General features: G+C 72.0%; 24 protein-coding genes and 1 tRNA gene. 21 read left to right on the top strand and 4 right to left on the bottom strand.

Going from position 1 to position 25,528, the window contains the following annotated elements:
* Nucleotides 1–35 precede the first annotated feature (35 nt).
* The 10 genes from BJ993_RS01880 to BJ993_RS01835 all read left to right on the top strand — a co-directional run bounded on the left by BJ993_RS01880 (nucleotide 36) and on the right by BJ993_RS01835 (nucleotide 9,224).
* Nucleotides 36–1,355 carry a phospholipase D-like domain-containing protein gene (locus tag BJ993_RS01880; protein WP_179647529.1) on the top strand — a complete coding sequence of 440 codons (1,320 nt, stop codon included), beginning with the start codon at nucleotides 36–38 and terminating at the stop codon, nucleotides 1,353–1,355.
* A 42-nt stretch (nucleotides 1,356–1,397) separates the two neighbouring features.
* Complete coding sequence (locus tag BJ993_RS01875) at nucleotides 1,398–2,648, top strand: glutamate-5-semialdehyde dehydrogenase (RefSeq protein WP_179647528.1); 1,251 nt, start codon at nucleotides 1,398–1,400, stop codon at nucleotides 2,646–2,648.
* Nucleotides 2,649–3,502: 854 nt separating this feature from the next.
* Nucleotides 3,503–4,162, top strand: coding sequence for a CDP-alcohol phosphatidyltransferase family protein (locus BJ993_RS01870; RefSeq protein WP_179647527.1), 660 nt, complete (start codon nucleotides 3,503–3,505; stop codon nucleotides 4,160–4,162).
* Nucleotides 4,163–4,168: 6 nt separating this feature from the next.
* Nucleotides 4,169–4,630, top strand: a complete 462-nt coding sequence (locus tag BJ993_RS01865) for a hypothetical protein (protein ID WP_051932344.1) — start codon at nucleotides 4,169–4,171, stop codon at nucleotides 4,628–4,630.
* 19 nt (nucleotides 4,631–4,649) lie between these two features.
* The gene (locus tag BJ993_RS01860) at nucleotides 4,650–4,814 is read left to right on the top strand and encodes a hypothetical protein (protein ID WP_179647526.1); all 165 of its coding nucleotides are present in this window, start codon (nucleotides 4,650–4,652) and stop codon (nucleotides 4,812–4,814) included.
* A 22-nt stretch (nucleotides 4,815–4,836) separates the two neighbouring features.
* Nucleotides 4,837–5,469, top strand: a complete 633-nt coding sequence (nadD, locus tag BJ993_RS01855) for a nicotinate-nucleotide adenylyltransferase (RefSeq protein ID WP_257026784.1) — start codon at nucleotides 4,837–4,839, stop codon at nucleotides 5,467–5,469.
* Nucleotides 5,466–5,852, top strand: a complete 387-nt coding sequence (gene rsfS / locus BJ993_RS01850; protein ID WP_036546624.1) for a ribosome silencing factor — start codon at nucleotides 5,466–5,468, stop codon at nucleotides 5,850–5,852. Before nadD ends, rsfS begins: the two co-directional genes overlap by 4 nt.
* Nucleotides 5,849–6,451, top strand: a complete 603-nt coding sequence (locus BJ993_RS01845) for a histidine phosphatase family protein (protein WP_179647525.1) — start codon at nucleotides 5,849–5,851, stop codon at nucleotides 6,449–6,451. The genes rsfS and BJ993_RS01845 overlap by 4 nt, the downstream gene beginning before the upstream one ends.
* A gap of 135 nt (nucleotides 6,452–6,586) precedes the next feature.
* Nucleotides 6,587–6,662, top strand: a tRNA-Ala gene (locus BJ993_RS01840).
* A 477-nt stretch (nucleotides 6,663–7,139) separates the two neighbouring features.
* Nucleotides 7,140–9,224, top strand: a complete 2,085-nt coding sequence (locus BJ993_RS01835; protein WP_179647524.1) for a hypothetical protein — start codon at nucleotides 7,140–7,142, stop codon at nucleotides 9,222–9,224.
* A gap of 152 nt (nucleotides 9,225–9,376) precedes the next feature.
* Here the strand turns inward: BJ993_RS01835 and BJ993_RS01830 are convergent, their stop codons facing one another.
* Complete coding sequence (locus BJ993_RS01830) at nucleotides 9,377–9,976, bottom strand: TetR/AcrR family transcriptional regulator (protein WP_036546606.1); 600 nt, start codon at nucleotides 9,974–9,976, stop codon at nucleotides 9,377–9,379.
* Nucleotides 9,977–10,150: 174 nt separating this feature from the next.
* Here BJ993_RS01830 and BJ993_RS01825 point away from each other — a divergent pair, with 174 nt between their 5' ends.
* The 5 genes from BJ993_RS01825 (at nucleotide 10,151) to BJ993_RS01805 (ending at nucleotide 16,116) form a co-directional block, all read left to right on the top strand.
* A complete protein-coding gene (locus BJ993_RS01825; protein WP_179647523.1) occupies nucleotides 10,151–11,569 on the top strand; it encodes an APC family permease in 1,419 nt (472 codons plus the stop codon).
* A 26-nt stretch (nucleotides 11,570–11,595) separates the two neighbouring features.
* Nucleotides 11,596–12,642 (top strand): agmatinase, encoded by a 1,047-nt coding sequence (gene speB, locus BJ993_RS01820; RefSeq protein WP_036546600.1) that lies wholly within the window; start codon nucleotides 11,596–11,598, stop codon nucleotides 12,640–12,642.
* Nucleotides 12,639–14,012: a flavin monoamine oxidase family protein gene (locus BJ993_RS01815; RefSeq protein WP_179647522.1), complete on the top strand. Its 1,374-nt coding sequence runs from the start codon at nucleotides 12,639–12,641 to the stop codon at nucleotides 14,010–14,012. Before speB ends, BJ993_RS01815 begins: the two co-directional genes overlap by 4 nt.
* A gap of 9 nt (nucleotides 14,013–14,021) precedes the next feature.
* Nucleotides 14,022–14,819, top strand: coding sequence for a class I SAM-dependent methyltransferase (locus BJ993_RS01810; protein WP_179647521.1), 798 nt, complete (start codon nucleotides 14,022–14,024; stop codon nucleotides 14,817–14,819).
* A gap of 88 nt (nucleotides 14,820–14,907) precedes the next feature.
* Complete coding sequence (locus BJ993_RS01805; RefSeq protein WP_179647520.1) at nucleotides 14,908–16,116, top strand: glycosyltransferase 87 family protein; 1,209 nt, start codon at nucleotides 14,908–14,910, stop codon at nucleotides 16,114–16,116.
* Here BJ993_RS01805 and BJ993_RS01800 read toward each other — a convergent pair.
* The gene (locus tag BJ993_RS01800) at nucleotides 16,078–16,677 is read right to left on the bottom strand and encodes a 1-acyl-sn-glycerol-3-phosphate acyltransferase (protein ID WP_207006275.1); all 600 of its coding nucleotides are present in this window, start codon (nucleotides 16,675–16,677) and stop codon (nucleotides 16,078–16,080) included. The genes BJ993_RS01805 and BJ993_RS01800 overlap by 39 nt on opposite strands.
* Nucleotides 16,678–16,766: 89 nt before the next feature.
* Entirely contained in the window at nucleotides 16,767–16,946 is a 180-nt protein-coding gene (locus BJ993_RS01795; protein WP_179647519.1) for a hypothetical protein, read from the bottom strand.
* Between the two features lie 92 nt (nucleotides 16,947–17,038).
* On the opposite strand from BJ993_RS01795, the gene BJ993_RS01790 reads away from it, so the two are divergent.
* The 5 genes from BJ993_RS01790 to BJ993_RS01770 all read left to right on the top strand — a co-directional run bounded on the left by BJ993_RS01790 (nucleotide 17,039) and on the right by BJ993_RS01770 (nucleotide 22,705).
* Nucleotides 17,039–17,461, top strand: coding sequence for a Fur family transcriptional regulator (locus BJ993_RS01790; RefSeq protein WP_207006274.1), 423 nt, complete (start codon nucleotides 17,039–17,041; stop codon nucleotides 17,459–17,461).
* Nucleotides 17,462–17,486: 25 nt separating this feature from the next.
* Entirely contained in the window at nucleotides 17,487–19,703 is a 2,217-nt protein-coding gene (gene katG, locus BJ993_RS01785) for a catalase/peroxidase HPI (RefSeq protein ID WP_179647518.1), read from the top strand.
* A 79-nt stretch (nucleotides 19,704–19,782) separates the two neighbouring features.
* On the top strand, nucleotides 19,783–20,082 hold the full coding sequence (locus BJ993_RS01780) for a GNAT family N-acetyltransferase (protein WP_036546587.1): 300 nt from the start codon (nucleotides 19,783–19,785) through the stop codon (nucleotides 20,080–20,082).
* Entirely contained in the window at nucleotides 20,079–20,549 is a 471-nt protein-coding gene (locus tag BJ993_RS01775; RefSeq protein ID WP_036546585.1) for a carboxymuconolactone decarboxylase family protein, read from the top strand. Before BJ993_RS01780 ends, BJ993_RS01775 begins: the two co-directional genes overlap by 4 nt.
* A gap of 77 nt (nucleotides 20,550–20,626) precedes the next feature.
* Nucleotides 20,627–22,705 (top strand): PhoX family protein, encoded by a 2,079-nt coding sequence (locus BJ993_RS01770; protein WP_179647517.1) that lies wholly within the window; start codon nucleotides 20,627–20,629, stop codon nucleotides 22,703–22,705.
* 64 nt (nucleotides 22,706–22,769) lie between these two features.
* On the opposite strand, the gene BJ993_RS01765 is transcribed toward BJ993_RS01770, so the two are convergent.
* On the bottom strand, nucleotides 22,770–23,531 hold the full coding sequence (locus BJ993_RS01765; protein ID WP_036546578.1) for an SDR family NAD(P)-dependent oxidoreductase: 762 nt from the start codon (nucleotides 23,529–23,531) through the stop codon (nucleotides 22,770–22,772).
* Between the two features lie 86 nt (nucleotides 23,532–23,617).
* Here BJ993_RS01765 and BJ993_RS01760 point away from each other — a divergent pair, with 86 nt between their 5' ends.
* Complete coding sequence (locus BJ993_RS01760) at nucleotides 23,618–25,390, top strand: ABC transporter ATP-binding protein (protein ID WP_308645445.1); 1,773 nt, start codon at nucleotides 23,618–23,620, stop codon at nucleotides 25,388–25,390.
* Nucleotides 25,391–25,528: the final 138 nt, after the last annotated feature.

The raw sequence follows: 25,528 nt of genomic DNA, 5'->3' as shown, positions 1-25,528 counted from the left end.
TGATTGCACAAAGTCGAGCGATATACCGTGCTTTGGTGGCTGCGCATCCTCGGACGACCCTGACCGCACCGATCACCGCCGTGGCGGTGCTGGCGGCGGTCCTCGCCCTCCTCGCCGTCGTACGGTGGCAGCCGGCGTCGGCGGCACCGGCCCCCGAGGAGGCGCCGCGGGAGGCCGCGGCGGTCCCGTGGGTGCCCTACACGGGCATCACCTTCAACTGGCCGATCGGTGACTTCAACCAGCGCACGATCATCGTGCGGCGCATCCACGCGGCGATCGACCACACGCCCGCCGGCGAGACGATCCGGATCGCGACCTACAACCTCGGGCTCAAGGCCAGTGCCGACAAGCTGATCGCGGCCAAGAGGCGCGGCGTCAAGGTGCAGGTGATCGTCAACGCGAACCTGATCGGGCCGCTCGAGGCGCGCGTGCAGCGGGCCATCGGGAAGAACCCCAACCACTCGAGCTTCCTCTTCGTCTGTCGCGACGCCTGCCGCAACAGCAGCCCGGCCGGCAACATGCACCTGAAGATCTACTCCTTCACCCGCACCGGTACGACGAAGCGCCTCCTGATCAGCAGCTCGTCGAACCTGGGCGGCCCGGCCATGCACGGCCAGTGGAACGACTCCGTGGCGATCGCCGGCGAGGTCGGCCTGTTCAGCACCTGGTGGAACCTCTTCGACCAGATGCGCCACGACCGCGCCTACACGCCGCGGCGGATCACCTACGTCAGCGACCAGATGAAGGCCTACTTCCAGCGTCCGGTGGCGGGCTCCACGAGCCGGGTCACGACGTCGAAGGCGATCACGGATGCGCCGTACGTCCGGCTCCGCGACGTCAGCTGCAACGCCCCCGACGGCTTCGGGAACGCCGCGGGCAAGACGGTCATCACGGTCAACATGCGTGCCTGGTACGGCACCCGCGGGGAGCGGCTCGCGAGCCTGCTGGCCCTGCGCAAGAAGTACGGCTGCCAGGTCCGGGTCATCGGCTCGCTGATGAGCCGCGAGGTGGTCCGGATCCTCGTGGGCGCCCGGATCCCGGTGAAGGCCGCCGACTGGGAGTGGGGGCCGCGCACGTCGACCTCCGACCCGGACAAGACCGTCTACGGACCGAGCTGCTACTCACACCTGAAGTACGTCACGGTCAACGGCACCTACCAGGGGCGCGGCGACCGGCTCGTGTGGACCGGCTCGGAGAACTGGTCGCCGCCCGGGCTGAGCAGCGACGAGGTCACCCTCGAGCTGCACGGCGCGCAGGTCACCAAGACCTACAACGACATGTTCGTGCGGATGTGGAACAACGGCCGGGTGACCCACCGGGTCGGGATCGAGCCGAAGTACCGGCCCTGCGCCTGAGCGGATGCAGGCCGCCTGCGGCCTCGCCCTATCCTTGGGCACATGAGTGCCGAGGCCGCCGTACGTGAGGTCGCCCAGCGGGCGCGGGTCGCCAGCCGGGGGCTGGCCCTCGCGACGCGGGCGCAGAAGGACGCCACGCTGCACGCGATGGCCGACGCCCTGCTCGCCCGCTCCGAGGAGGTCCTCGCGGCCAACGCCGAGGACGTCGCGCGCGCCGAGGCCGACGGCACCCCGCCCAACATCATCGACCGGCTCCGGCTGACCGACGAGCGGCTGGCCGGGATGGCGCAGGGCCTGCGTGACGTCGCCGGGCTCGCCGACCCCGTGGGCGAGGTCGTCCGCGGGGGCGTCCTCGCCAACGGGCTGGAGCTGCGCCAGGTCCGGGTGCCCTTCGGCGTCGTGGGGATGATCTACGAGGCGCGGCCCAATGTCACCGCCGACGCCGCCGGCATCTGCCTCAAGTCCGGCAACGCCGTGCTGCTGCGCGGCAGCTCCTCGGCCCGCTCCAGCAACGCCGCGATCGTCGCGGTGCTCCGCGACGCGGTCGCCGCCTCCGGGCTCGAGGCCGACGTCGTGCAGCTCGTCCCCGGCGACTCGCACGACAGCGTCAAGGCGCTCATGCGGGCCCGCGGCCTCGTCGACGTGCTCATCCCGCGCGGCGGTGCCGGCCTCATCCAGTCCGTCGTCAACGACTCGACGGTGCCGGTCATCGAGACCGGTGTCGGCAACTGCCACGTGTACGTCGACCGGGCGGCCGACCTCGACAAGGCGCTCCCGCTCGTCCTCAACGCCAAGACCCACCGCACGAGCGTGTGCAACGCGGCCGAGTCGCTGCTCGTGCACGCCGACGTCGCCGGGGAGTTCCTCCCGCGCGTGGTCGCCGCCCTGCAGGAGGCCGGGGTGACCATCCACGGCGACGACGCCTTCGGCTCGTACGACGACGTCGTGGCCGCCACCGACGACGACTGGGGCACCGAGTACCTCTCGCTGGACATCGCCGCGCGCGTCGTACCCGACCTGGATGCGGCGCTCGAGCACATCCGCACCTGGTCCAGCGGGCACACCGACGCCATCGTGACCGAGGACCAGGGCGCCGCCCGGCGCTTCGTCGCGGAGGTCGACTCAGCGGCCGTGCTCGTGAACGCCTCCACGCGGTTCACCGACGGCGGAGAGTTCGGGTTCGGCGCCGAGATCGGGATCAGCACCCAGAAGCTGCACGCCCGCGGCCCCATGGGCCTGCCCGAGATGACGTCCACCAAGTACGTCGTCATCGGCGACGGCCACGTCCGCTGACGCCAGCCGCCACAACCCCCACGCCATCGCGGCGAGCGCGGCCACCGAGGCGCTGACCGACACCGCGTCGTGGTGGGGCACCTCGCCCAGCAGCAGGTGGGCGAAGCCCAGCGTGAGCAGCACGTTGACCACGTTGAGCACCGGCATCGAGGCCGACAACCGCGCCGCGCGGTAGGCCAGCTGGTTGACCGCGACCCCGCTGACCCCGCACGCGACGAGCGCCCAGCGGAGCTGGTCGGCCTCGATCAGGACCGACATCAGTCCGAACAGGATCCCCGACGCGCTGCCGAGCAGGAACGCCCGCCCGGTCGGGTGCGGAACGCCCCCGGCGACGGCGACGAGCAGCACCGCCACCAGCGCGAGGGCGCCGACGGAGGCGACCAGCGCGCCGCGGTCGGGGGCCAGCGGCGCCTCCCGGGCGTCGGTCGCCAGCAGCAGTGCGGCGATCGCCAGTCCCGTGACCGCGACCGCGACCAGCTCCGCCCGGCCGGGCCGGGTGCGGCCCAGCGCTGCCCGCAGGGGGACCGCGAGGACGATGCCCAGGATCGCGATGGGCTGCACCAGCCCGATCGGACCGTTGTCCAGCGCGAGCACGTGCAGCACGAAGCCCACGGGGCCCAGGGTGACCGCGAGCAGCACCGCGACCAGCGGGGCGCGGGAGGCGGCCAGGTGCTGGGTCGAGGTGGACACCGCGGTGGTCGCCGCGCTCGCCAGGGCGAAGACGACGGCCAGCCAGATCACGCAGCGACGCTAGGCGCGGCAGGTGGACGGCCGGTGAATCCCTCGCCAATGTCGGAGGCCGACCCGGGGGAGTGTCGTCCGGCTGCTTCGGCGGGACCGGTAGGTTTCGCCGCATGGCAGGCTCCCCGGACCGGATCTACGCCGATCCCTCCGTCGAACGGCTCTTCACCGGGGCCACCATCATCACCTTCGTCCGCACCGTCATCACGCTGGCGATCGCCGTGTGGGCGGCGTACGACCAGAGCCTGACGTGGATCGTCATCGGCCTGGTCACCTACTGGGTCGGCGACAGCATCGACGGCGAGTGGGCGCGCTGGCGCGACTGCGAGACCCGGATGGGCGCGGTCGTCGACATGATGTGCGACCGGCTCAGCTGCGGCGCGCTCTACGTCGGGCTGATCTGGCTCCAGCCGGGCGGCTGGATCAGCGACGACCCGATGAAGTGGATCGGCATCCCGATCGGGATCTACCTCTTCGAATTCATGGTCATCGACATGTACCTGTCGCTGGCCTTCCTCGCCTGGCCGATCCGCAGCCCCAATTACTTCCACGTCATCGACCGGCGGATCTACCTGTGGAACTGGTCGCGGGTCGGCAAGGCGGCCAACTCGGGCGCCTTCGCCGTGATCCTGCTGGTCAGCGGCTGGGTCTGGCTCGGCACGATCATCGCCGTGGGCCTGCTCGTGCTGAAGTGCGTGTCGCTGGGCTGGCTGCTGAAGCTGGGCCTGCCGGTGCCGGTCCGTGAGCCGGCGACGTCGGGCGAGAAGGCCTGATCGACCATGCTGCTGTGGCTGACGACGTTCGCGTTCAGCGTCGCGTCCGCCCTGCTCCCGTTCCTGCCGATCGAGGTCTACATCCTCGGTGCCGGCGCCGCGGAGGGCGGTACGGCGGCCGCGATCTCGCTCGGGATCGCCGCCGGCGCCGGTGCCACCGTAGGCAAGATCATCGTCTACGAGGCCGCCCGGCGCGGCTCGGAGTCGAAGTGGGCGCAGAAGAAGCTCTCGGGACCCAAGATCAAGGCGTCCTACGACAAGTGGATGGGCCGCATGCAGGGCCGCCCCTGGTACGCCGCCGCCATCATGTTCGTCGCCGCGTCGGCCGGCATCCCGCCGCTCCTGGCGATGGCGGCCATCGGCGGCATCCTGAAGATGCCGATGTGGGCCTTCATCCCGACCGTGTTCGTGGGGCGCTCGATCCGCTTCACGCTCCTGTTCCTGGGCGTCGACTTCGCCGTCCACTGACTCCGATAGGATCCGGGCCATGCTCAGCCAGATCAGCCTCACCGCCCTCGCCGTCGTCAGCGCCGCTGAGGAGCACGGCGAGCCCGCCGTGAACCCGTGGTTCATCGGCGGCGGCGTGCTGGCCTTCCTCCTGTTCCTGCTGCTCGGACTGGTCTGGTTCGGCGGCGGCCGCGACCACAGCTGACGTCCCGGCGAAGGGACTGCAGTTGCCGGGGCCGGACGGGCGCACCCGCGTCGGGGTGATGGGTGGCACGTTCGACCCGATCCACCACGGCCACCTCGTCGCCGCGTCGGAGGTCCAGGGCTGGTTCGACCTCGACGAGGTCGTCTTCGTGCCCACCGGGCAGCCGTGGCAGAAGGCGGACCGGGACGTCTCGCCGGCGGAGCACCGCTACCTGATGACGGTCATCGCGACCGCCGCGAACCCCCGGTTCACGGTGAGCCGCGTCGACATCGACCGCGCCGGCCCGACGTACACGATCGACACGCTGCGGGACCTGCGTGCCCAGCGTCCCGATGCCGACCTCTACTTCATCACCGGCGCCGACGCGCTGACCGACATCTTCAGCTGGCGCGACGCGGACGAGGTCTTCGCCCTGGCCCACTTCGTCGGCTGCACCCGGCCGGGCGCCGACATGGACCCCGCGACGTTGGCGAAGATTCCGCACGATCGTGTGACCATGGTGGAGGTGCCGGCGCTGGCCATCTCGTCCACGGACTGCCGTGAGCGGCAGCGGGCCGGCCAGCCGGTCTGGTACCTCGTCCCGGACGGCGTCGTGCAGTACATCACCAAGCACGGGCTCTACGCGCCCGACACCACTGGAACGGAACCTGAATGACCGCCTCTGAGCACGCCGTCGAGCTGATCCGCGCCGCCGCGGTCGCGGCGTCCGACAAGCTCGCCACCGACCAGCTGGCCTTCGACGTGAGCGAGCAGCTCGCGATCACCGACGCCTTCCTGCTCGCCTCCGGCGGCAACGACCGCCAGGTCCGCGCCATCGTCGAGGAGGTCGAGGACAAGCTGCGCGAGCTCGGGGCCAAGCCGATCCGCCGCGAGGGCCACAGGGACGGTCGCTGGGTGCTGCTGGACTACGGCGACGTCGTGATCCACGTCCAGCACAGCGAGGAGCGCGAGTTCTACGCCCTCGAGCGGCTCTGGCGCGACTGCCCGGTCATCGACCTGCCGGCCGAGATCAACGGGCCCGCCCCCGCGTCGGAATGAGCCCCCGCCGGATCGTCCTGCTCCGCCACGGGCGGACCGCCTGGAACGCCGCGCACCGCGTCCAGGGCCAGCTCGACACCGAGCTGGACGAGACCGGCCTCGAGCAGGCGCGCGCCGTCGCCCCGCTCGTCGCCGCGCTGTCGCCGTCGCTGGTGTGGACCAGTGACCTGGCCCGCGCCCGGGTGACCGCGGAGGTGGTCGCCAAGGAGTGCGGGCTCGTGCCGTCGTACGACGAGCGGCTGCGGGAGTTCCGCCTCGGCGAGCTGCAGGGCCTGACCCACGCCGAGATCGAGGCGCGCGACCCGGCCGCGTTCACCCGCTTCCGCAACGGCGAGTGGGACGGGATCCCCGGCGCGGAGTCGCCGCAGGAGGTCGCCGACCGCTATGTCGCCTGCCTGCGCGACCTGGCCGCCACGCTCGGCCCGGGGGAGTGCGGTGTCGCCGTCTCGCACGGCGCCGCGACGCGCACCGGCCTGGTCGCCTTCTTCGGTTGGCCGCTCGCGCAGGCGCGCGACCTGCGCGCCCTGGGCAACTGCGGTCGCGTCGTGCTCGAGCAGCGCACGACCGGTGCGTGGGCGCTGGCGACGTACAACGCCTGACCGGTGGTCGAGGAGGTCGCGCAGCGACCGTCACGAGACCCGCAGCGCGGAAACCGACCCCCGGATTTCACCTTCGCAGGATCGGTTGGCTAGTATTCCTTCCCGTTGCCCCGCCTTCGGGTGGAGCGGCGAGTTGGGGGTGTGGCGCAGCTGGTAGCGCACCTGCATGGCATGCAGGGGGTCAGGGGTTCGAGTCCCCTCACCTCCACCAACGGACTGGTCAGGGCCGGGTTCCGAATCCCGAACAGGGAGACGAGCCTGGCCCTCCAGCATTTTCCCGGGAGCCACGTCCCGTGGCCGCCGCGACGGCGCCGCTCGTCAGGCGCCGGCATCTGTCTGCCCACCCAACAATGTGGGCGTACTGTGAGGCCGCTGTGCGAGAGTTCGTCGCCGACGTCGGGCAACGGGTTGCTGCAGGCGGCTGCGACCCTCGCCTGTCGACTTCGCCCTGAGACCCACCGCAGGCGCCTTTGTTCGCGGCGGGGGCCGCTTCTGTTGTCACGGCCTGTTCCCGGCGCTGTGGCGTCCTCCCTTCGCGCCCCGGTCGCTTCCTCCCGAGATCGGTGTATCAGCGGCCCTCGTCCCGCGCTCCTCCTCGCGGGGGGACCCGACGGCGGGACCGTCCTGCCGCCGCGCACACAGGAGGAAGCAGATGTCCACAGAGATTCCTCACGCGGCCGAGTTCCGCGTGACTCGGGAGCGCACGCACGTCCGGCGACTGCTGGCCGTGAACCCGAACTACTTCGGCACCGCGCCCGGGCTGGGCTTCGAGGCCGTCCTCGACCAGAAGGGCGACACGACCTACGAGGCGCTCAGCTGCGTCTCCTTCAGTCCCGAGCGTGACCGTCTCGAGGCGACCATCCAGGTCAAGCGGTCCAGCGGGTACGGCGGCCCCCTGTGCTCGGCGGGCACCAGCGAGCACGTCCGGTTCTACGTCAGCTACGACGAGGGCGCGACCTGGGACGACGCCGGCGCCGCCAGCGCGTCGGTCCACGACATCCCGGCCGGCCAGGACTGTGAGAAGGCCGCCCAGCTGCCGCTGTCCTACGTGGTCGGCGTCAACTACCAGCCGAAGCGCAAGTGGTGCGCCACCCCCGTGCTGCCGCTGGTGCGGGCGATCCTCAGCTGGGAGATCATGCCCGACCCCGGCATGCCCGACCAGACGCCGATCTGGGGCGACGTCCGCGAGGTGCACGTACAGGTCCGGCCGCGGCGGTGGATCCTCCCCGACCTGGTCGACAGCCTCAAGCTGTCCGACGCGGCGATCGCCAAGCTGCCGCCGTACCTGCTGGAGGAGCTCCCATCGCCGATCCCGGACCCCGGGCCGAAGCTTCCCCTGCCGTTGAGCGCCGTGGCCGAGCTGTACGCCGGTGGCGAGAAGGAGCACGCAGTACCGGCGCACCGCTTCGCGTTGCCGCACCTGGCCGCGACCCAAGTGGCGGGCACCATGGGCGTCACGTCCTATGTCGCACCGGCGAACCTGGCGCTCGAGAGCAAGATCGACCTCTCCGAGGTGCTCAAGGTCCTCGAGTCCGCCAGCGGCGACACGACCTACGAGCAGATCGAGTGCGTCGGCCTGGACAACAACGCCGACCAGATCGTCGGCACCTTCCGGGTCAAGCGGCCCAGCGGCTTCTCCGGCGGTCCGTGTACGGCGGGCAGCAAGGAGTACGTCGCCTATTGGGCCGACTTCGGCTCGAAGGACTGCTCCTACACCTACCTGGGCACGGTCGAGGTCGCGACGCACGACTACGCCACGATCCCGAGCGGCGGGCTCTGCTACGCCGCGCCGCTGACGGTGGACCTCGGCCAGTTCCGCAAGGGGTGCGACACCCCGGTGATCGGCCGGGTCCGCGCGGTCCTCTCGTGGGGGACGCCGCCGTCGACGACCAACCCGAACGCCGTGCCGCACTGGGGCAACCGGATCGACACCCACGTCCAGCTGCGCCCCGGCCACGCGTACGACGGCGTGGCGCGCTTCACCCTCGTCGGAGGCGTCGAGTCCAGCAAGGTCGACGGCGCGACCGGCCTCACCCTGCCGGGCGGCCACATCGCGGAGACCGGCTACGCCCTGCCCGACGCCTGCCCGTTCGCGGGACAGGTCACGCTGCACGGGCCGCTCGACCCGGCGCTGGTCGGGTCCAGCTACCGGATCCGGGTCCGCAACATCACTGCCGGCGGTCCGGTCACCGACCTGACCAGCGCGTTCTTCGTGGTTGACCAGAACGGGGTCGGGTCGTGGGTCACGCCCGGTGCCTCCGGCTGGATCGGCTGGCCGACATGGAGCAGCGACACCACCGGTGTGCTCGGGATGTTCACGCCGGGTGGCGACGACCTGTGGGAGGTCCAGCTGGAGGTCGGCGGCCTCGGTGTCGTCGACGTGCGCAGGGTGCAAATGGACAACACCCTCAACTCGTCGATCGTCGTCGGCGACCCCGACAACGCGGGCGACCTGAACCTGCAGACGATGGGTCAGTGCCGGGTGCCGAAGGCGCCGCTCGCCGGCACCTTCGTGGCCCGCGACGAGCACTTCCACAGCTGGTCGTTCAGCGTGCTCGGGGGACCGACGGGCACCGTGCCGGCGACGCCGGTGACCTGTGCGATCAGCCCGGCCACGCAGACGCCCGCCGGTGGGCAGCCGTTCTCGATCGACCTTTCCGCCCTGGCGTCGTGCGGGTACGTCGTTCGGCTCGGGATCACCGACCGTGCTGTCGTGAACAGCACGGGGTTCGGCCGGACGGCGTACGTCGACCGCGGCATCTGCATCGAGTAGCCCGCGAGGGCGACGGGGCCCGGACCGTGCGGTCCGGGCCCCGTCACTGGCCTACAGACGTGGCCCTGCGCTGAGTGCGGCCATCGACGACCGGGCCGGGGCCACTCTCCCGCTGCTGATCCTGGGCGTCGGCACTGCTCGCCATCGCCGTTTCAGGGACACGGTGACGTGAAGGCGTCGAGGACCGCCCGCGTGTGCTCGACGACGCGGGCCCGCAGGGCGGTGCCGCCACCGTTGACGATCGCGATCGCGAAGCCGTCCCACATGGCCCGCAGCCGCTCCGAGGTGCCCTCACGGTCGGTCAGACCGGGGAGCAGGTCCAGCAGCTGCAGGAGGTCGGCGTGCCACCGCTGGTCGAGCTCGCGCTGGGCGGCGGCCAGGTCGGCGTCGTACGGCGCGCGGGCCCAGAGCTCGAGCCACAGCTGCCAGCGCGGGTCGCGCTCGTCGACCGGCAGGTAGATGGTCGCGAGCTCGAGCACGGAGGCCAGGTCGCCCTCGCCGGCCGCGGCGGCCTCGAGCAGGGGGGCGCGCTCGACGGCGTACTGCTGCTCGCTCCAGCGCAGCGTCTCGAGGAAGAGGCCGTCGCGGGTGCCGAAGTAGTAGAGGAGGTGGCCGCCGCTGGTCTCCAGCCGGGCGGCGAGCGCGGCCATGGTGACCTTGCTCAGCCCCTGCTCGCCGATCATCTCGAGCGCCGCGGAGAGGACCTTCTCGCGGGGGTGGTCCAGGCGACGGTTCGAGCGCGTTCGCGCCACGGCGGGCCTCTTTCCTGCAGCGTCGAGGGTCGGTTCCGGTCGACGGATCGTCTCACCGGTCGACCCAATTCTGGTCGAGGGGGTTGACGTGGCGGGTGATCTGCGCCACTTTGAATACCGTTCAAAGATTTGTACGACGTTCAAAATAGCGTCGTTCGACGGAAGCTGGGACCGATGACCTCCACCACCGACCTGCCTGCGGGCGCGTCCACCGACGCGTCCACCGACGCGTCCGCCGCCACCGGGAAGGGCCTGGCCCGCGTGCTCGGCCCGGCGGGCGGCGTGCTGATGGTGCTCTCGTGCATCACGCCGGCGTCCAGCCTGTTCATCATCGTGCCGGAGATGATGGCCAGTCAGGGGAGCGGCGTCGTGCTCACCGTGATCGCCGGCATCGTCGTCTCCGTGGCCGTCGGCGCCTGCTACGCCGAGCTCGGCACCCGGGTGGCGAGTGCGGGCGGGGAGTACGCCATGGTCACCCACACGCTCGGCAAGGGCGTGGGCTGGCTGACCTTCGCGCTGTCCGGCGTGCTGCTGTGGCTGATCCCGCCGATCATCGCGCTGGGCACGGCCGACTACCTCACCGACATCCTCACCATCGACCGCGGCCTCGCGGCGGCCGTCGTCATGCTGCTGTCCGCGGGCATCGCGATCCTCGACGTGCGGTCGAACGCGTTCGTGACCGGCATCTTCCTCGGGCTCGAGGTGCTCGCGGCGAGCGTGGTCGCGGTCCTCGGTGTCTTCCACCTGCAGCGCGGCCCGGGCGAGCTCGTCGTCCCGCACGTCGTCGGCGAGGGCGCGGTGAACCCGTTCACCGCAGCGATCCTCGTGTCCGGGCTGACCGTCGGCATGTTCGTGGTCAGCGGCTTCGGCACGGCGGCCTACCTCGCCGAGGAGATCGTCGAGCCGCGCCGCAATGTCGCCCGCGTCGTGTTCTGGTCCCTCGGCCTCGGGGGCGTGGTCATCCTGGTCCCGACGATCACGACCGTCCTCGCGGTCGACGACCTGGGTGCCCTCGCGACCGGCAACTTCTCCGAGTTCGTCCGCGCCTGGGGCGGCGACGCCACCGCCGTCGCGGTCAACCTGGGCATCGCGATCGCGATCCTCAACGCGGCGATCGTGATGGTGCTGCAGAACGCCCGGGTCGTCTACGCCTCCGGCCGCGACCGCTCGTGGCCCGAGCCGGTCAACCGCGCGGTGACCCGGGTGCACGCCCGCTGGGGCTCGCCGTGGGTCGCCACGCTGATCATCGGCATCCCCGGCGCGGTGCTGGCCTACGCCATCGACATCGAGGCCCTGCTCGGCATCACGTCCGTGGTCATCTCCGCCATGTACGTCGTCGTGGCCCTCTCGGCGCTGAAGGTACGACGGATGGAGTCCGCCGCCGGCTGGCGGATGCCCCTGTGGCCGCTCCCGCCGCTGCTGGTCGTGGTGGTCGTGGGCTACGCGCTGCTCAGCTCGACCGGCACCGACCTGGCGATCACGGGCGCGCTGCTGCTCGGCGCGTTCGTCTACTACCTCGCGTACCTGGCCCGGAAGCCGGAGGATCGGTTCATCGTGATCGACCCGACCGACGACCCGGTCCTCGCCGACTGACCATCCCTCAAGGAGAGAGAAGCACCATGGCACGCTACGGAGCCCAGTTCGGCCCCGACATCACCTTCCTCGGCGTCGAGCGCTGCGACTGGACCGACCCGTCGACGTACGACGGCGCGGACATCGTGATCCTCGGCGCCCCCTTCGACGGTGGCACGTCCCACCGCTCCGGCACGCGCTTCGGGCCCCAGTACATCCGGCAGACCTGCTATCTCGCCCACGACGGCTCGCGGCCCTCGCTCGCGATGCGGGTGGACCCGCTGCAGGAGCTCACGGTCCTCGACGCCGGCGACGTGGAGATGTTCTCCGGCGACGCCGAGCGCTCGGTGCGCGACCTGCAGGAGGCCGTCCACGCGGTCACCCGCAGCGGCGCGATCCCGCTCATCCTGGGCGGCGACCACACGATCGCGTGGCCGGACGCCGCCGGCGTGGCCCAGCACCTCGGGCAGGGCCGGGTGTCGATGATCCACTTCGACGCGCACGCCGACACCGGCGACATCGAGTTCGGCTCGCTGGTCGGGCACGGCCAGCCGATGCGCCGCCTGATCGAGTCCGGGGCGCTGCGCGGCGACCGCTTCCTCCAGATGGGCCTGCGCGGCTACTGGCCCGGCCCGGAGACCCTGGACTGGATGGCCCAGCAGGGGATGCGCTCCTACGAGATGACCGAGATCGTCCACCGCGGCCTCAACACCTGCCTCGACGAGGCGTTCACGATCGCGACCGACGACTGCGACGGCGTCTTCCTGTCGGTCGACATCGACGTGTGCGATCCGGGCCACGCCCCGGGCACCGGGACGCCGGAGCCCGGCGGGCTGACCGCCCGCGAGCTGCTCGACTCGGTGCGGCGCATCTGCTACGAGCTGCCGGTCGTGGGGATCGACGTGGTGGAGGTTTCGCCGCCGTTCGACCACGCGGAGATCACCTCCTTCCTCGCCAACCGGGTCGTCCTCGAGGCGCTGTCCGGCATCGCGCGGCGCCGCCGCGACCAGCGTGACGGCACGACCTGGGACCCGTCGCTCCCGCTGCTCGCCGACCGCAACACCACCAACGAGTCCGGGGAGGACCACCGATGAGCACCCATGACGTGATCGTGATCGGAGCCGGGGTGACCGGCCTGACCGCCGCGCTGCGCCTCGTGGAGGCCGGGCAGGACGTCCTCGTCCTCGAGGCCCGCGACCGGGTCGGCGGGCGCCTGCGCACCGACGTGGTCGCCACGACGGGGGAGCCGGCGCCCTTCGAGATCGGCGGGCAGTGGGTCTCGCCCGACCAGACCGCCCTGCTCGGGCTGCTCGACGAGCTCGCCCTGCCGACGTACCCGCGCCACCGCGCGGGCGACTCGCTCTACGTCGCCCGTGACGGCGAGCAGCGCCGGTTCGCCGAGGACCTGCCGGTCGCGGAGACCACGGCGGCCGCGATCGAGCGGCTGACCAAGGTGCTCGACGGCCTCGCCGAGCAGATGGACCCGGCCCGGCCGTGGGAGCTGCCCGGCGCCGAGCAGCTCGACCGGATCTCGTTCCGCGCCTGGCTGGAGGAGCAGTGCGACGACGTCGAGGCGTGCGACAACGTCGCGCTGTACGTCGGCCCGGCGATGCTGACCAAGCCGGCCCACGCGTTCTCCGCGCTCCAGGCCGTGCAGATGGCCGCGAGCGCGGGCTCGTTCAGCAACCTCGTCGACGCCGACTACATCCTCGACCGCCGGGTCGTCGGCGGCCTGCAGTCGGTGCCGCTCGCGCTGGCCGAGCGGCTCGGTGACCGGGTGCGCCTCGGCCAGGACGTCACCCTCGTCGAGTGGACCGACGACCGCGCGGTGGTGCACGTGGGCGCGGAGGCCCATGCCGCGCGACGCGTCGTGGTCGCCGTACCGCCGACGGTCGTGCGCCGCGTCCGCTTCTCGCCGGAGCTCCCGGCCGGGCACCGCATCGCCCGCGAGAACCAGTCCTTCGGCCTGGTCATCAAGGTCCAGGCGATGTACGCGACGCCCTTCTGGCGCGAGGCCGGACTGAGCGGCACCGGGTTCGGTCCCTACCTCGACGTCCACGAGGTCTACGACAACACCCCGGACGGGGAGGACCGCGGCGTGCTGGTCGGCTTCGTCTCCGACCTGACCGCGGACGAGCTCGGCGCCCTCGACGCCGACGCGCGCCGGCGTCGGGTCCTCGACGCGCTCGCGGCCTACTTCGGCGACGCCGCCCGCGAGCCGGTCGGCTACGTCGAGAGCGACTGGCAGCACCAGGAGCTGACCGGCGGCGCCTACGGCACCAGCTTCGGCGTCGGTGGCCTCACCCGCTACGGCCACCTGCTGCGCGAGCCGCTGGGCCCGATCGAGTTCGGCAGCAGCGACGTCGCGGGCCACGGCTTCCAGCACGTCGACGGCGCGGTGCGGGTCGGCGCCGAGATCGCGCAGCGGATCCTGGGGCGCCTCACCGGGGGCGAACGCGAGTAGCCTCGTCCCATGGGGTCGAGCGACTCCGCCTTCGTCGGGCGGATCCCGGAGATCTACGAGCGCCTGCTGGTCCCGCTCGTCTTCGCGGAGCCGGCGCGCCACCTAGCGGCGGCCGTGCTCGAGGGGGACCCGCAGGACGTCCTCGAGACGGCCGCCGGCACCGGCGTGCTGACGCGTGCGCTGGTCGCCGGGGGAGCGGCGAGCATCACCGCGACCGACCTCAACGAGCCGATGCTGGCGGCGGCGCAGGTGCTGTGCCCGTCGGAGCGGGTGCGCTGGGAGGTGGCCGACGCGCTCGCGCTGCCGGTGCCCGACGCGTCGTACGACGCCGTGGCGTGCCAGTTCGGGGTGATGTTCTTCCCCGACAAGGTGCGCGGGTACGCCGAGGCGCGGCGCGTGCTGCGGCCCGGGGGCTCCTTCCACCTCAACGCCTGGGACCGGGTCGAGGCCAATCCCGCCTGGTGCGTGGTCAGCGACGCGCTGAACGCCGCCGCGGGGGAGGCGCCGCTGCTGTTCCTGCGCCGGATGCCGTACGGCTACCACGACCCCGACGTCATCGGTCGCCACCTCGAGCAGGCCGGCTTCGAGGAGACGACGGTCGAGCGGATGACCGGCACCAGCGTCGCGGACGCGGCCACCACCGCGACGGCGATCTGCCAGGGCACCCCGCTGCGCTCGGAGATCGAGGCGCACCCCGTGCTCGACGTGGAGCAGGCGACGGAGATCGCGACCGAGGCGCTGCTGCGCGAGTACGGCGCCGGGACGTTCGAGGCGGCGATCAGCTGGTTCCAGGCCAGCGCCTCCTGAGCGTCGCCCCGGCGACGACTGGATGAAGACTCCGTACGTCGGCGTCCGCGGCGCCGTCCGGGCCCGTCCGGCGACCTAGCCTCGACGGGTGGAGACGTGGACCCCCCATCGCCTGGTCGCCGCCCTGGCCGTCGCCGTGGGCCTGCTGTGCGGCGTGCTTGCCTGGCGCTGGAGCTGGTTCATCGACCTGCGGGTCTACGAGCTCGGCGCCAGCGCCCTCTTCGGCGGCGACCTCTACGGCGTGCGCTTCCACGTCGCGGACCTGCCGTTCACCTACCCGCCGTTCGCCGCGATGCTGATGCTGCCGCTGGCCGTGCTGCCGATCTGGCTCAGCGCGTTCCTCTGGGCGGTCGCGTGCGTGGTCGTGCTGGCGTTCGTGGTGGACCTCGTGCTGCGCTCCTGCGGCGCGGCGCCGACCGGGCTGCTCCTGCCGGCGGCCGTCACGGTCGCGCTCGCGGCGGAGCCGGTGTGGTCGACCTTCTCCTTCGGCCAGGTCAACCTGTTCCTGATGGCGGCGATCCTCGCCGACGTGCTCCGCCCCGACCGCAGGCGTGCGGGCTGGCTGGTCGGCGTCGTCGCGGGCATCAAGCTCACCCCGCTCTTCTTCGTCGCGTTCCTCGTCGTGATCGGCCGGCGCCGGGCGGCCGGCACCGCCGTGGCGAGCTTCGCGGGCACGGTGCTCGTCGGCGCCGTCGCCGCGCCGGGCGCGTCGTGGGCGTACTGGACCGACGTGCTGTGGGACCCGGGCCGCGTCGGCGGGGTCGAGTACGCCGGCAACCAGTCCGTGCTGGGCATCCTCAGCCGGCTGCTGGGGCACGAGGCCCCGACCTCGCTGTGGCTCCTCGTCGCCGGTACGACGGCCGTGGTCGCCCTCGCCTCCGCCGCCCTCCTGTGGCGCTCGGAGTCCCCGGCCGCCCGGCCGTTGGCGGCGTGCACGGCGGCGTACGGGATGCTGCTGGCCTCGCCGATCTCGTGGGACCACCACTGGGTCTGGCTGGTGCCGACCGTGATCGCGCTGTGGCACAGCGGCCTGCCGAGGGCGCGCCCGGTCGCCGGCGTGGTCGCCGCGGTGGCGTTCTCGCGGGCGATCTGGTGGTCACCCTTCCGCCACGGGCGCGAGTACGGCTGGAGCCTCGCCGAGGGGATCGCCGGCAACGCCTACGTGCTGACGGCACTGGGGCTGCTCGTCGCCTGCGCCTGGTGGGGCCTGCGGGGGAGTGCCCCGGACGGCCCGGGCGCCGGCGCCCCGGGCGCGACCTCAGGCGTCCGGCGGGGTGTCCGCCGACTCCTCGCGTAGCCGCGGCTCGGTCCGGTTGTCGGGGCGGATGCCGTGCTTGTCGGCGTAGAAGGCGCGGACGAGGTCCATGTCCGCGACCACGTCGCCGGTGGGATGGAAGGTCGGCCCCATGCCGAGGCTGCGGGTCGGCCCGTCGACGAAGCCCAGGCTGATGGGCAGCCCGGTCTGCTGGGAGATCCGGTAGAAGCCGGGCTTCCAGAACTCACCCGTGCTGCGGGTGCCCTCGGGCGCGATGACCAGCTGGAAGGCGTCGTCGGTCTCGGCGGCCGCGAGCAGGGCGCGGACGGTGGCGCCCGGGCTCGACCGGTCGAGCGGGATCCCGCCGGTCCTGCGCAGGACCCAGCCGACGACGCCCTTGAAGTAGCGGTCGGCGACGAGCACGTGCGGACGCACGCCGTTGGCCCACGCGATCATCAGCATCGCGACCCAGTCCCACTGGGAGGTGTGCGGTGCGCCGACGAGGATCCCGCCGCCCTTCGGCACGTCGCCGACGAGGCGCCACCTCGTCACGCGCAGCGCGCCCCGGGCGATCGCGCGTCGAATCCTCATCTGGTGTGCCATGACCCGACCGTAGTGCCCGGCCGTGGTGCCCGGCCGCGCCGGCCTCCTTGCCGGAGGGGCCGGGCGGCGCGACGCGGCGTCGTACGACGTCAGCCGCCGTGGCGGTTCGACGGGTCGACCGGCGGGCTGGTGGGGTCGGGGTCGAGGCGCTCGGTGTCGTGGGCGACGTCCTCGTTGCGCTTCCGGTCGGCGATGAACGCCCAGACCAGACCGCCGGCGATGAAGACGACGACGACGCCGATCAGGATGGCCATAGCTGCGGTGTCCATGGCGGGGCAGTACCCCGGACCGCGGAGAACAGCCGCCGACACGCACGTCGTGAAGTCTTGACTCATTCAAGAAAAGTGGCAGGATGGCGGACATGGACCAGCCCGACTTCCAGCAGCAGCTGCGGGACGTCGCGCTCCGGGTCACCCGACCCCGGCTGGCCGTCCTCGAGGCCGTGCACGCCCACCCGCATGCCGACACCGAGTCGGTCATCGCGGCGGCGCGGGCACTGCTCCCGGACGTGTCGCACCAGGCCGTCTACGACTCGCTGCACACCCTGGCCGAGTCCGGCCTCGTGCGCAGCATCAAGCCGGCCGGCTCCGTGGCGCGCTACGAGACGCGCACCGGGGACAACCACCACCACGTCGTGTGCCGCTCCTGCGGCTCGATCGCCGACGTGGACTGCGCCGTGGGGCACGTGCCGTGCCTGACGGCGTCCGACTCCCACGGCTTCGTCATCGACGAGGCCGAGGTCATCTACTGGGGCGTCTGCCCCGACTGTTCCGTCCGCACCTGAGTGACCACCCCCTGAAAGGTTGAGCATGTCCGAGAACGCAGGCTGCCCCGTCGCCCACGACGGAGGAAGCGAGAGCGAGAACCCCGCGCTCGACTCGCCGACGCCCAAGGCGCACGGCCCCCACTCCAACAAGGACTGGTGGCCCAACCAGCTGGACCTGTCGCCGCTGCACGTGCACAACCCGGCCGGCAACCCGCTCGGTGCCGACTTCGACTACGCCCAGGAGTTCGCCGGGCTCGACGTCGAGGCGGTCAAGGCCGACGTCGTCGAGGTCCTCCACAACTCGCAGGACTGGTGGCCCGCCGACTTCGGCCACTACGGCGGCCTGATGATCCGCCTGAGCTGGCACGCGGCGGGCACCTACCGCCAGTACGACGGCCGCGGCGGTGCCGGCGACGGCGCCCAGCGCTTCGCCCCCCTCAACAGCTGGCCCGACAACGGCAACCTCGACAAGGCGCGCCGGCTGCTGTGGCCGGTCAAGCAGAAGTACGGCCAGAAGATCTCCTGGGCCGACCTGCTCGTGCTCGCCGGCAACGTCGCGCTCGAGGACATGGGCTTCACGACCTTCGGCTTCGCCTTCGGCCGCGAGGACGTCTGGGAGCCCGAGGAGATCTTCTGGGGTCCCGAGGACACCTGGCTGGGCGACGAGCGCTACAGCGGTGAGCGGGAGCTGTCCGAGCCGCTCGGCGCGGTCCAGATGGGCCTGATCTACGTCAACCCCGAGGGCCCCAACGGCAACCCCGACCCGCTGGCCTCGGCCCGCGACATCCGCGAGACCTTCGGTCGGATGGCGATGAACGACGAGGAGACCGTCGCCCTCATCGCCGGTGGCCACACCTTCGGCAAGACGCACGGTGCCGGTGATGCCGCCCTGGTGGGCCCCGAGCCCGAGGCCGCGCCGCTGGAGCAGCAGGGCCTGGGCTGGAAGAGCGCCTTCGGCAGCGGCAAGGGCGAGGACGCCATCACCTCCGGCCTCGAGGTGACGTGGACCGACAAGCCCACGCAGTGGAGCAACCGCTTCTTCGAGATCCTCTTTGGCTACGAGTGGGAGCTCTCCGAGAGCCCCGCGGGTGCCAAGCAGTGGGTCGCCAAGGACGCCGAGGCGATCATCCCCGGCCCCGCCGCGGACTCGCCCAAGCGCAAGCCGACGATGCTGACCAGCGACCTCGCGCTGCGCTTCGACCCGGCGTACGAGAAGATCTCGCGCCGCTTCCTGGAGAACCCCGACCAGTTCGCCGAGGCCTTCGCCAAGGCCTGGTACAAGCTGCTGCACCGCGACATGGGTCCGGTCAGCCGCTACCTGGGTCCGTGGGTGCCCGAGCCGCAGCCGTGGCAGGACCCGGTGCCGGCGGTCGACCACGAGCTGGTCGACGAGTCGGACGTCGCGGCCCTCAAGGCGAAGCTGCTCGAGTCGGGCCTGAGCGTCAGCGAGCTCGCGTCGACCGCCTGGGCGTCGGCCGCGAGCTTCCGCAAGACCGACAAGCGCGGTGGCGCCAACGGTGCGCGGATCCGCCTCGAGCCGCAGCGCAGCTGGGAGGTCAACAACCCCGCGCAGCTCGCGACGGTGCTCGAGCGGCTCGAGGCCGTCCAGGCCGAGTTCAACGCGTCCCAGACCGGTGGCAAGCGGATCTCGCTGGCCGACCTCATCGTCCTCGGTGGATCCGCCGCGGTCGAGAAGGCCGCCCGGGACGCCGGCGTCGAGGTGACCGTGCCCTTCCACCCGGGCCGCACCGATGCGAGCCAGGAGGAGACGGACGTCGACACGTTCAAGTACCTCGAGCCGCGCGCCGACGGCTTCCGCAACTACGTCCGCCCGGGCGAGAAGCTGCGGCCGGAGGAGCTCCTGGTCGACCGGGCCTACATGCTCGACCTGACCGCGCCGGAGCTGACCGTGCTCCTCGGTGGCCTTCGCGTCCTGGGCACCAACGCCGGCGGCACCGCGCACGGCGTGCTCACGGACCGTCCGGGCGCCCTCACCACCGACTTCTTCGTCAACCTGCTCGCGCCGGGCACGGAGTGGAAGGCGTCGGAGGGCGAGGAGCACGTCTACGAGATCCGCGACGGCGCGACGGGTGAGGTCCGCTGGACCGCCACCGCGGCGGACCTGATCTTCGGCTCCAACTCGCAGCTGCGGGCGCTGGCCGAGGTCTACGCCAGCGACGACGCCAAGGAGAAGTTCGTCCAGGACTTCGCCGCCGCCTGGGTCAAGGTCATGGAGGCAGACCGCTTCGACCTGCGCTGATCCACCGCACCACGCCGGAGGCCGCCCCGCTCGGGGCGGCCTCCGTGTGTTTTCCGGCAGGTCCCGGCAGGATGGCGCCATGACCGATCCGGCGATCACCTACGTCCACGCCCCCGAGCACCATCGCTACGAGATCCGCGACGGCGCCGAGCTCGCGGGCTTCACGCAGTACCGGCTGCCGGACGACGAGCACGTCGACTTCGTCCACACCGAGGTCGACGACAAGTACGCCGGGCAGGGGCTCGCCGGCGGCGTCGTGGCGTTCGCGCTCGCCGACGTCCGGGCCCGGGGCAAGCGGATCATCCCGCACTGCCCCTACGTCGCGAGGTGGCTGACCAAGCACCACGAGTACGACGACATCACCGACTGGCCGGCATGAGCGGGCCCGACGGGACCGCGCGGCGGCACGTCTTCCTCGACAAGGCCCAGCCGGCGTCGTACAAGGCAGCGGCGGCGCTGGCCCAGGAGGTCGGCGACGCCGCCGAGGCCGCCGGCATCAGCCGCGCCCTCGTCGAGCTGGTCAACCTGCGGGTCTCGCAGATCAACGGCTGCGCCTACTGCCTCGACCTCCACCACCAGCGGGCGATCGAGGCGGGGGAGTCCGAGCGCCGCATCGCGGTGCTGCCGGCCTGGCAGGAGACCAACCTGTTCACGGCCCAGGAGCGCGCGGCACTGGAGCTCGCGGAGTCGATCACCCGGCTCCTCGAGCCGGTCGAGCGGCTCTACGTCGAGGACATGGCCCGCGCCGTGCTGGGCGACGCCGCGTTCAGCGCCGTCGCGTGGGTGGCGATCACGATGAACGCCTTCAACCGGATCTCGATCACCAGCCACCACCCGGTCCGGTAGCGGACCGGCGCCGCCGCTTCACCCCCGGGCCACCTCGGGTCCGGTCCGGGTTCACCGGTCTCTGGTCGGCTGCGCCCATGACATCCGCGCGTCCCGAGAACCGTCCGCTGCTGTCCCTCGTCCCCGAGGGCACCCGGCACGGTTCGCGCTCCCATGTGACCTGTTTCTTCCGTTGTGGCAACGCCTGCGACCAGCCGGAGCCCAACCCGACCGACAACCCGCACGTCCGTGACGAGATCACGAAGGCGGTCGCCCGCCGTGCCGTCCTCCGCGGTGGGGCCGCGGGGGCCGGTGCGCTGCTGGTCGGCAGCCTCGTGACCGAAGGCGGCCTCGCTGCGGCGGCGACCACCGGACCGGCCGCGCGTGCGGCCGCGGCCGGGGGCGTCCTGGCCACCGACCGGTTCCGCCCGGTCGGGCCCAACAAGCGCGACGCGTTCACGGTGCCGTCCGGCTACCGCAGCAGCGTCGTCATCAAGTGGGGTGACCCGGTGGTCTACGGCGCCCCGGAGTTCGACCCGAGGAAGCAGTCGGTGAAGGCGGCCGAGCGCCAGTTCGGCTTCAACTGCGACTACGTCGGCGTGCTGCCGCTCGGCCGGAGCACGGCGCTGCTCGTGGTCAACCACGAGTACACGACCGAGCCGCACATGTTCCCGGCCGGCACCTACACCGACGACGAGATCAAGCGGATCTCGATGACGAACCACGGCATGTCGGTCGTCCGCATCGTGCGTGGCGCGACGCCCGGGTCCTGGCGCCAGGTGAAGGCGCTCAGGTCGTGCACCGAGAACCGGCGCATCCACATCCGCACCGCCTTCCGGCTCACCGGGCCGGCGGCGGGCGACGCCCGGCTGCGCACCACCGCCGACCCGACCGGCAAGCGGGTGCTCGGCACGCTGAACAACTGCGCCGGCGGCACGACGCCGTGGGGGACGGTGCTCTCCGGCGAGGAGAACTTCAACCAGTACTTCGATGCCGGCGCCGGCCTGAGCCCCGACTACGCCGCCCAGTACGCCCGCTACGGCATCAACGGCTCGGGCCGTGGCTGGGGCACCGTCGACCCGCGCTTCGACCTCTCCCAGGAGCCGCACGAGCCGCACCGCTTCGGCTGGATCGTGGAGGTCGACCCCTACGACCCGACGTCGACCCCGGTCAAGCACACGATGCTCGGCCGCTTCAAGCACGAGGGCGCCAACATCGCGCTGAGCAGGAGCGGCCACGCGGTCGCCTACATGGGCGACGACGAGCGCGGCGACTACCTCTACAAGTTCGTCTCCGCCGGGAAGGTCGACCGCTCCGGCACCGCGGCCGCGAAGCGGCGCAACATGACCCTGCTGACCAAGGGCACGCTGTTCGTCGCGAAGCTCACTGGCGACGGCACCGAGGACGGTCGCTTCGACGGTAAGGGGAAGTGGATCCCGCTCTGCTCGGACACCGAGTCCTTCGTGCCCGGCATGTCGGTCGCCGACGTGCTCATCTTCACCCGGCTGGCCGCCGACAAGGTCGGCCCGACGAAGATGGACCGCCCCGAGGACGTCCAGCCGAACCCGGTCAACGGCCGCGTGTACGCCGCCCTGACGAACAACTCCAACCGCGGCTCCGGTGCGATGCCCGTCGACGAGGCGAACCCGCTGCCGAGTTCGAAGGTGCGCGCGAGCATCGGCGCCCCGCTGACCGACGCCTCGGGCAACCGCAACGGCTACGTGCTGGAGATGACCCCCTACAACGGCAGCCACACGGCGAACAGCTTCACCTGGGACCTGTTCCTCGTGTGCGGTGACCCCGAGGCGCCGGAGACCTACTTCGGCGGCTTCGACAAGTCGAAGGTCAGCCCGATCAGCTGCCCCGACAATGTCGCCTTCGACCGCGCGGGCAACCTGTGGATCTCCACCGACGGCAACGTGCTCGGCAGCAACGACGGGGTCTTCCGGGTGCCCGTCGCCGGGCCGAACCGCGGCCAGGTGCAGCAGTTCTGCACGGTGCCGAAGGGCGCCGAGGCCTGCGGACCGCTCGTCACCGACGGCGACCGCTCGCTGTTCGTCGCCGTCCAGCACCCGGGCGAGGTCTCGGGGGCGACCTTCGAGGCGCCGGCCAGCACCTGGCCGCACACCGACGACTTCCCGCGCCCCGCGGTGGTCGTCTCCTACCGCGACCGCTGACGTCGTACGACGCGACGAGGCCCCCGGCAGCAGCCGGGGGCCTCGTTCGTACGACGGGTGCCGATCAGGTGATCGTCATGCCGCCGTCGACGGCGAGGGTCTGTCCGGTGACATAGCCCGCGGCGTCGGAGGCGAGGAAGACCAGCGTCGCGGCGAGCTCGCGCGGGTCGCCCTTGCGGCCGGCGGGGATCCGCGCCTGCTGCGACTCGAGGTAGCCCGGCGGGTAGGTCTCGGTCATCTCGGAGGCGAAGAAGCCGGGCGCGATGGCGTTGACCCGGATGCCCTTGCGCCCGGTCCACTGCTGGGCCAGGTCGCGGGTCAGGCCGATGACGCCGGCCTTCGAGGCGGCGTACGCGGCCTGGGGGAGCCCGGCGGTGGTGATGCCGAGGACCGAGGAGATGTTGATGATGCTCGACCCCGGCTGCATCACCCGGCCGCACGCCTGGGCCATCCAGTAGCTGCCGTTGAGGTTGATGTCGATGACCTGGGTGAACTGCTCGGGGGTCTCCCGGGTGGCCGGGACGGCGGTGCCGACGCCGGCGTTGTTGACGAGGACGTCGACGCGGCCGAACTCGGCCATCGCGGCGTCGACCAGCGCCTGGCAGGAGGCGGGGTCGGCGACGTCGGTCTGCACGGACAGCGCGCGGCGGCCGGCGGCCTCGACCAGCGCGGCGGTGTCGGCGAGGCGCTCGACGCGCCGGGCGCCGAGCGCGACGTCGGCGCCGGCCTCGGCCAGTGCCTTGGCGAAGTCGACGCCCAGCCCGGAGCTGGCGCCGGTGACGACGGCGACCTTGCCGTCGAGTCGGAACAGGTCGGTGACAGTCATGGCGTCACGCTAGCCGCCCCGGCGCCGGCCCGGCGGGCGCGTCCGACTAAGGTTCACCTAACTTGTCGGCCGGTGGGAGGAACGCGGTGGACCCGGTGATCGAGCGGCCGCTCGGCGCGCTCTGGAAGCGCTATCGCGGCTTCCGCGGCCGCTTCGTGCTCGCCGTGGCCATGTCGACGCTCAACAAGGTGGCCGACGTGGTCCCCGAGCTGCTGATCGGCGCCGCCGTCGACGTCGTGGTCCGCGGCGCGGACTCGTTCGCCGGCGATCTGCTGGGCGTGGAGTCCCGGCACGCCCAGCTCCTCTGGCTCGCCGTGATCAACCTCGTGGTCTGGGTCGTGGAGTCGGCCAGCGAGTACGCCGCCGACGTGCTCTGGCGCGGCCTCGCGCAGGGCATCGAGCACGACCTGCGGGTCGAGGCCTACGACCACGCCCAGCACCTCCACCTGGGCTGGCACGAGGCGCGGCCGCAGGGCTCGACGCTCGCCACGCTCAACGACGACGTCAACCAGCTCGAGCGGCTGCTCGACCGCGGCCTCCCCGAGATCCTGCAGACCGCCCTCAACGTGGCGCTCGTCGGCATCGTGTTCGCCGTCGCGTCGTGGCAGCTGACCCTCTTCGCCTTCCTCCCGATCCCGGTGATCGTCGTCGGCTCGCTGTACTTCCAGAAGCGGCTGGAGCCGCTCTACGACCGGGTCCGCGAGTCGGTCGCCGACCTCTCCGGGGCGCTCGGCGCCAATCTCGCGGGCATCGCCACGATCAAGGCGTTCACCGCCGAGGACCGGGAGCGCGACCGGATCGCGGCCGTGTCGGCGGCGTACCGCGAGGCGAACGTGGTGGCGATCCGCTCCTCGGCCGCGTTCGTCCCGCTCGTGCGGATGGCGATCCTCGCCGGGTTCACGTGCACGCTGCTGCTGGGCGGCTGGGCCACGCTCGACGGCGACCTCGAGCTGGGCCTCTACTCGGTGCTGGTGTTCATGACCCAGCGACTGCTGTGGCCGCTCACCGCGGTGGCCGAGGTCCTCGACCTCTACCAGCGCGGCCGGGCCTCGACGGCGCGGATCCTGGCCCTGCTCGCCGAGCCGGTCGACGTACCGGCCGGCACGTCGGTGCTGGCCAGGCCGGTCGGGGGACGCGTCGAGCTGCGCGGCGTCCGGGCCGGGTACGCCGACGGGCCGGACGTGCTCCACGACCTCGACCTCCTCGTTCCCGCCGGTGAGACCCACGCGATCGTCGGTTCGACCGGGGCCGGCAAGTCCTCCCTGCTTCGGCTCGTGCTGCGCTTCGACGACCCCCGGGCGGGCCAGGTGCTGCTCGACGGCACCGACGTGCGCGACCTCGACTGGGACTCCCTGCGCGGCTCGATGGGGTACGTCGCCCAGGACGTCTACCTCTTCGCGGGGTCCGTCGCCGACAACATCGCCTACGGGCGCCCCGACGCGACGCGCGAGGAGGTCCGGGCGGCCGCGGAGGCCGCTGCCGCCGCCGAGTTCGTCGAGCGGCTGCCCGACGGCTACGACAGCTGGGTGGGGGAGCGCGGCATCACCCTGTCCGGGGGGCAGCGGCAGCGGATCGCGCTGGCCCGGGCACTGCTGCGCGACCCCGCGATCCTGGTGCTCGACGAGGCCACCAGCGCGGTCGACAACGAGACCGAGGCGGCGATCCAGCAGTCGCTGCGCCGGGCGGGCGAGCGGTGCACCACGATCGTGGTCGCCCACCGGCTCTCGACGGTGCGCCACGCCCACCGGATCTGGGTCCTCGACGGCGGCCGGGTGGCGGAGGCGGGCACCCACGACGAGCTGGTCGCACTGGACGGCGCCTACGCCGCGCTGTGGCGGGTGCAGACGGGCGAGCGATGAGCGCCGCCCGCGCGTGGAGGAGTAGCATGCCCCTGTGCGGATGAACCTGCTCCTTGGATAGCCGCGTCGACCACTGACGAAGACCGTCGACGCGGCCGCCCCTCGATGCCCGAGGGGCTTTTCTGTGTCACGGACCGA

Source organism: Nocardioides aromaticivorans, from assembly GCF_013408525.1.
GTDB classification, from domain to species: domain Bacteria; phylum Actinomycetota; class Actinomycetes; order Propionibacteriales; family Nocardioidaceae; genus Nocardioides; species Nocardioides aromaticivorans.
The sequence above is the reverse complement of the archived record's forward strand: the minus strand, read 5'-3'. Positions and strand labels throughout refer to the sequence as shown.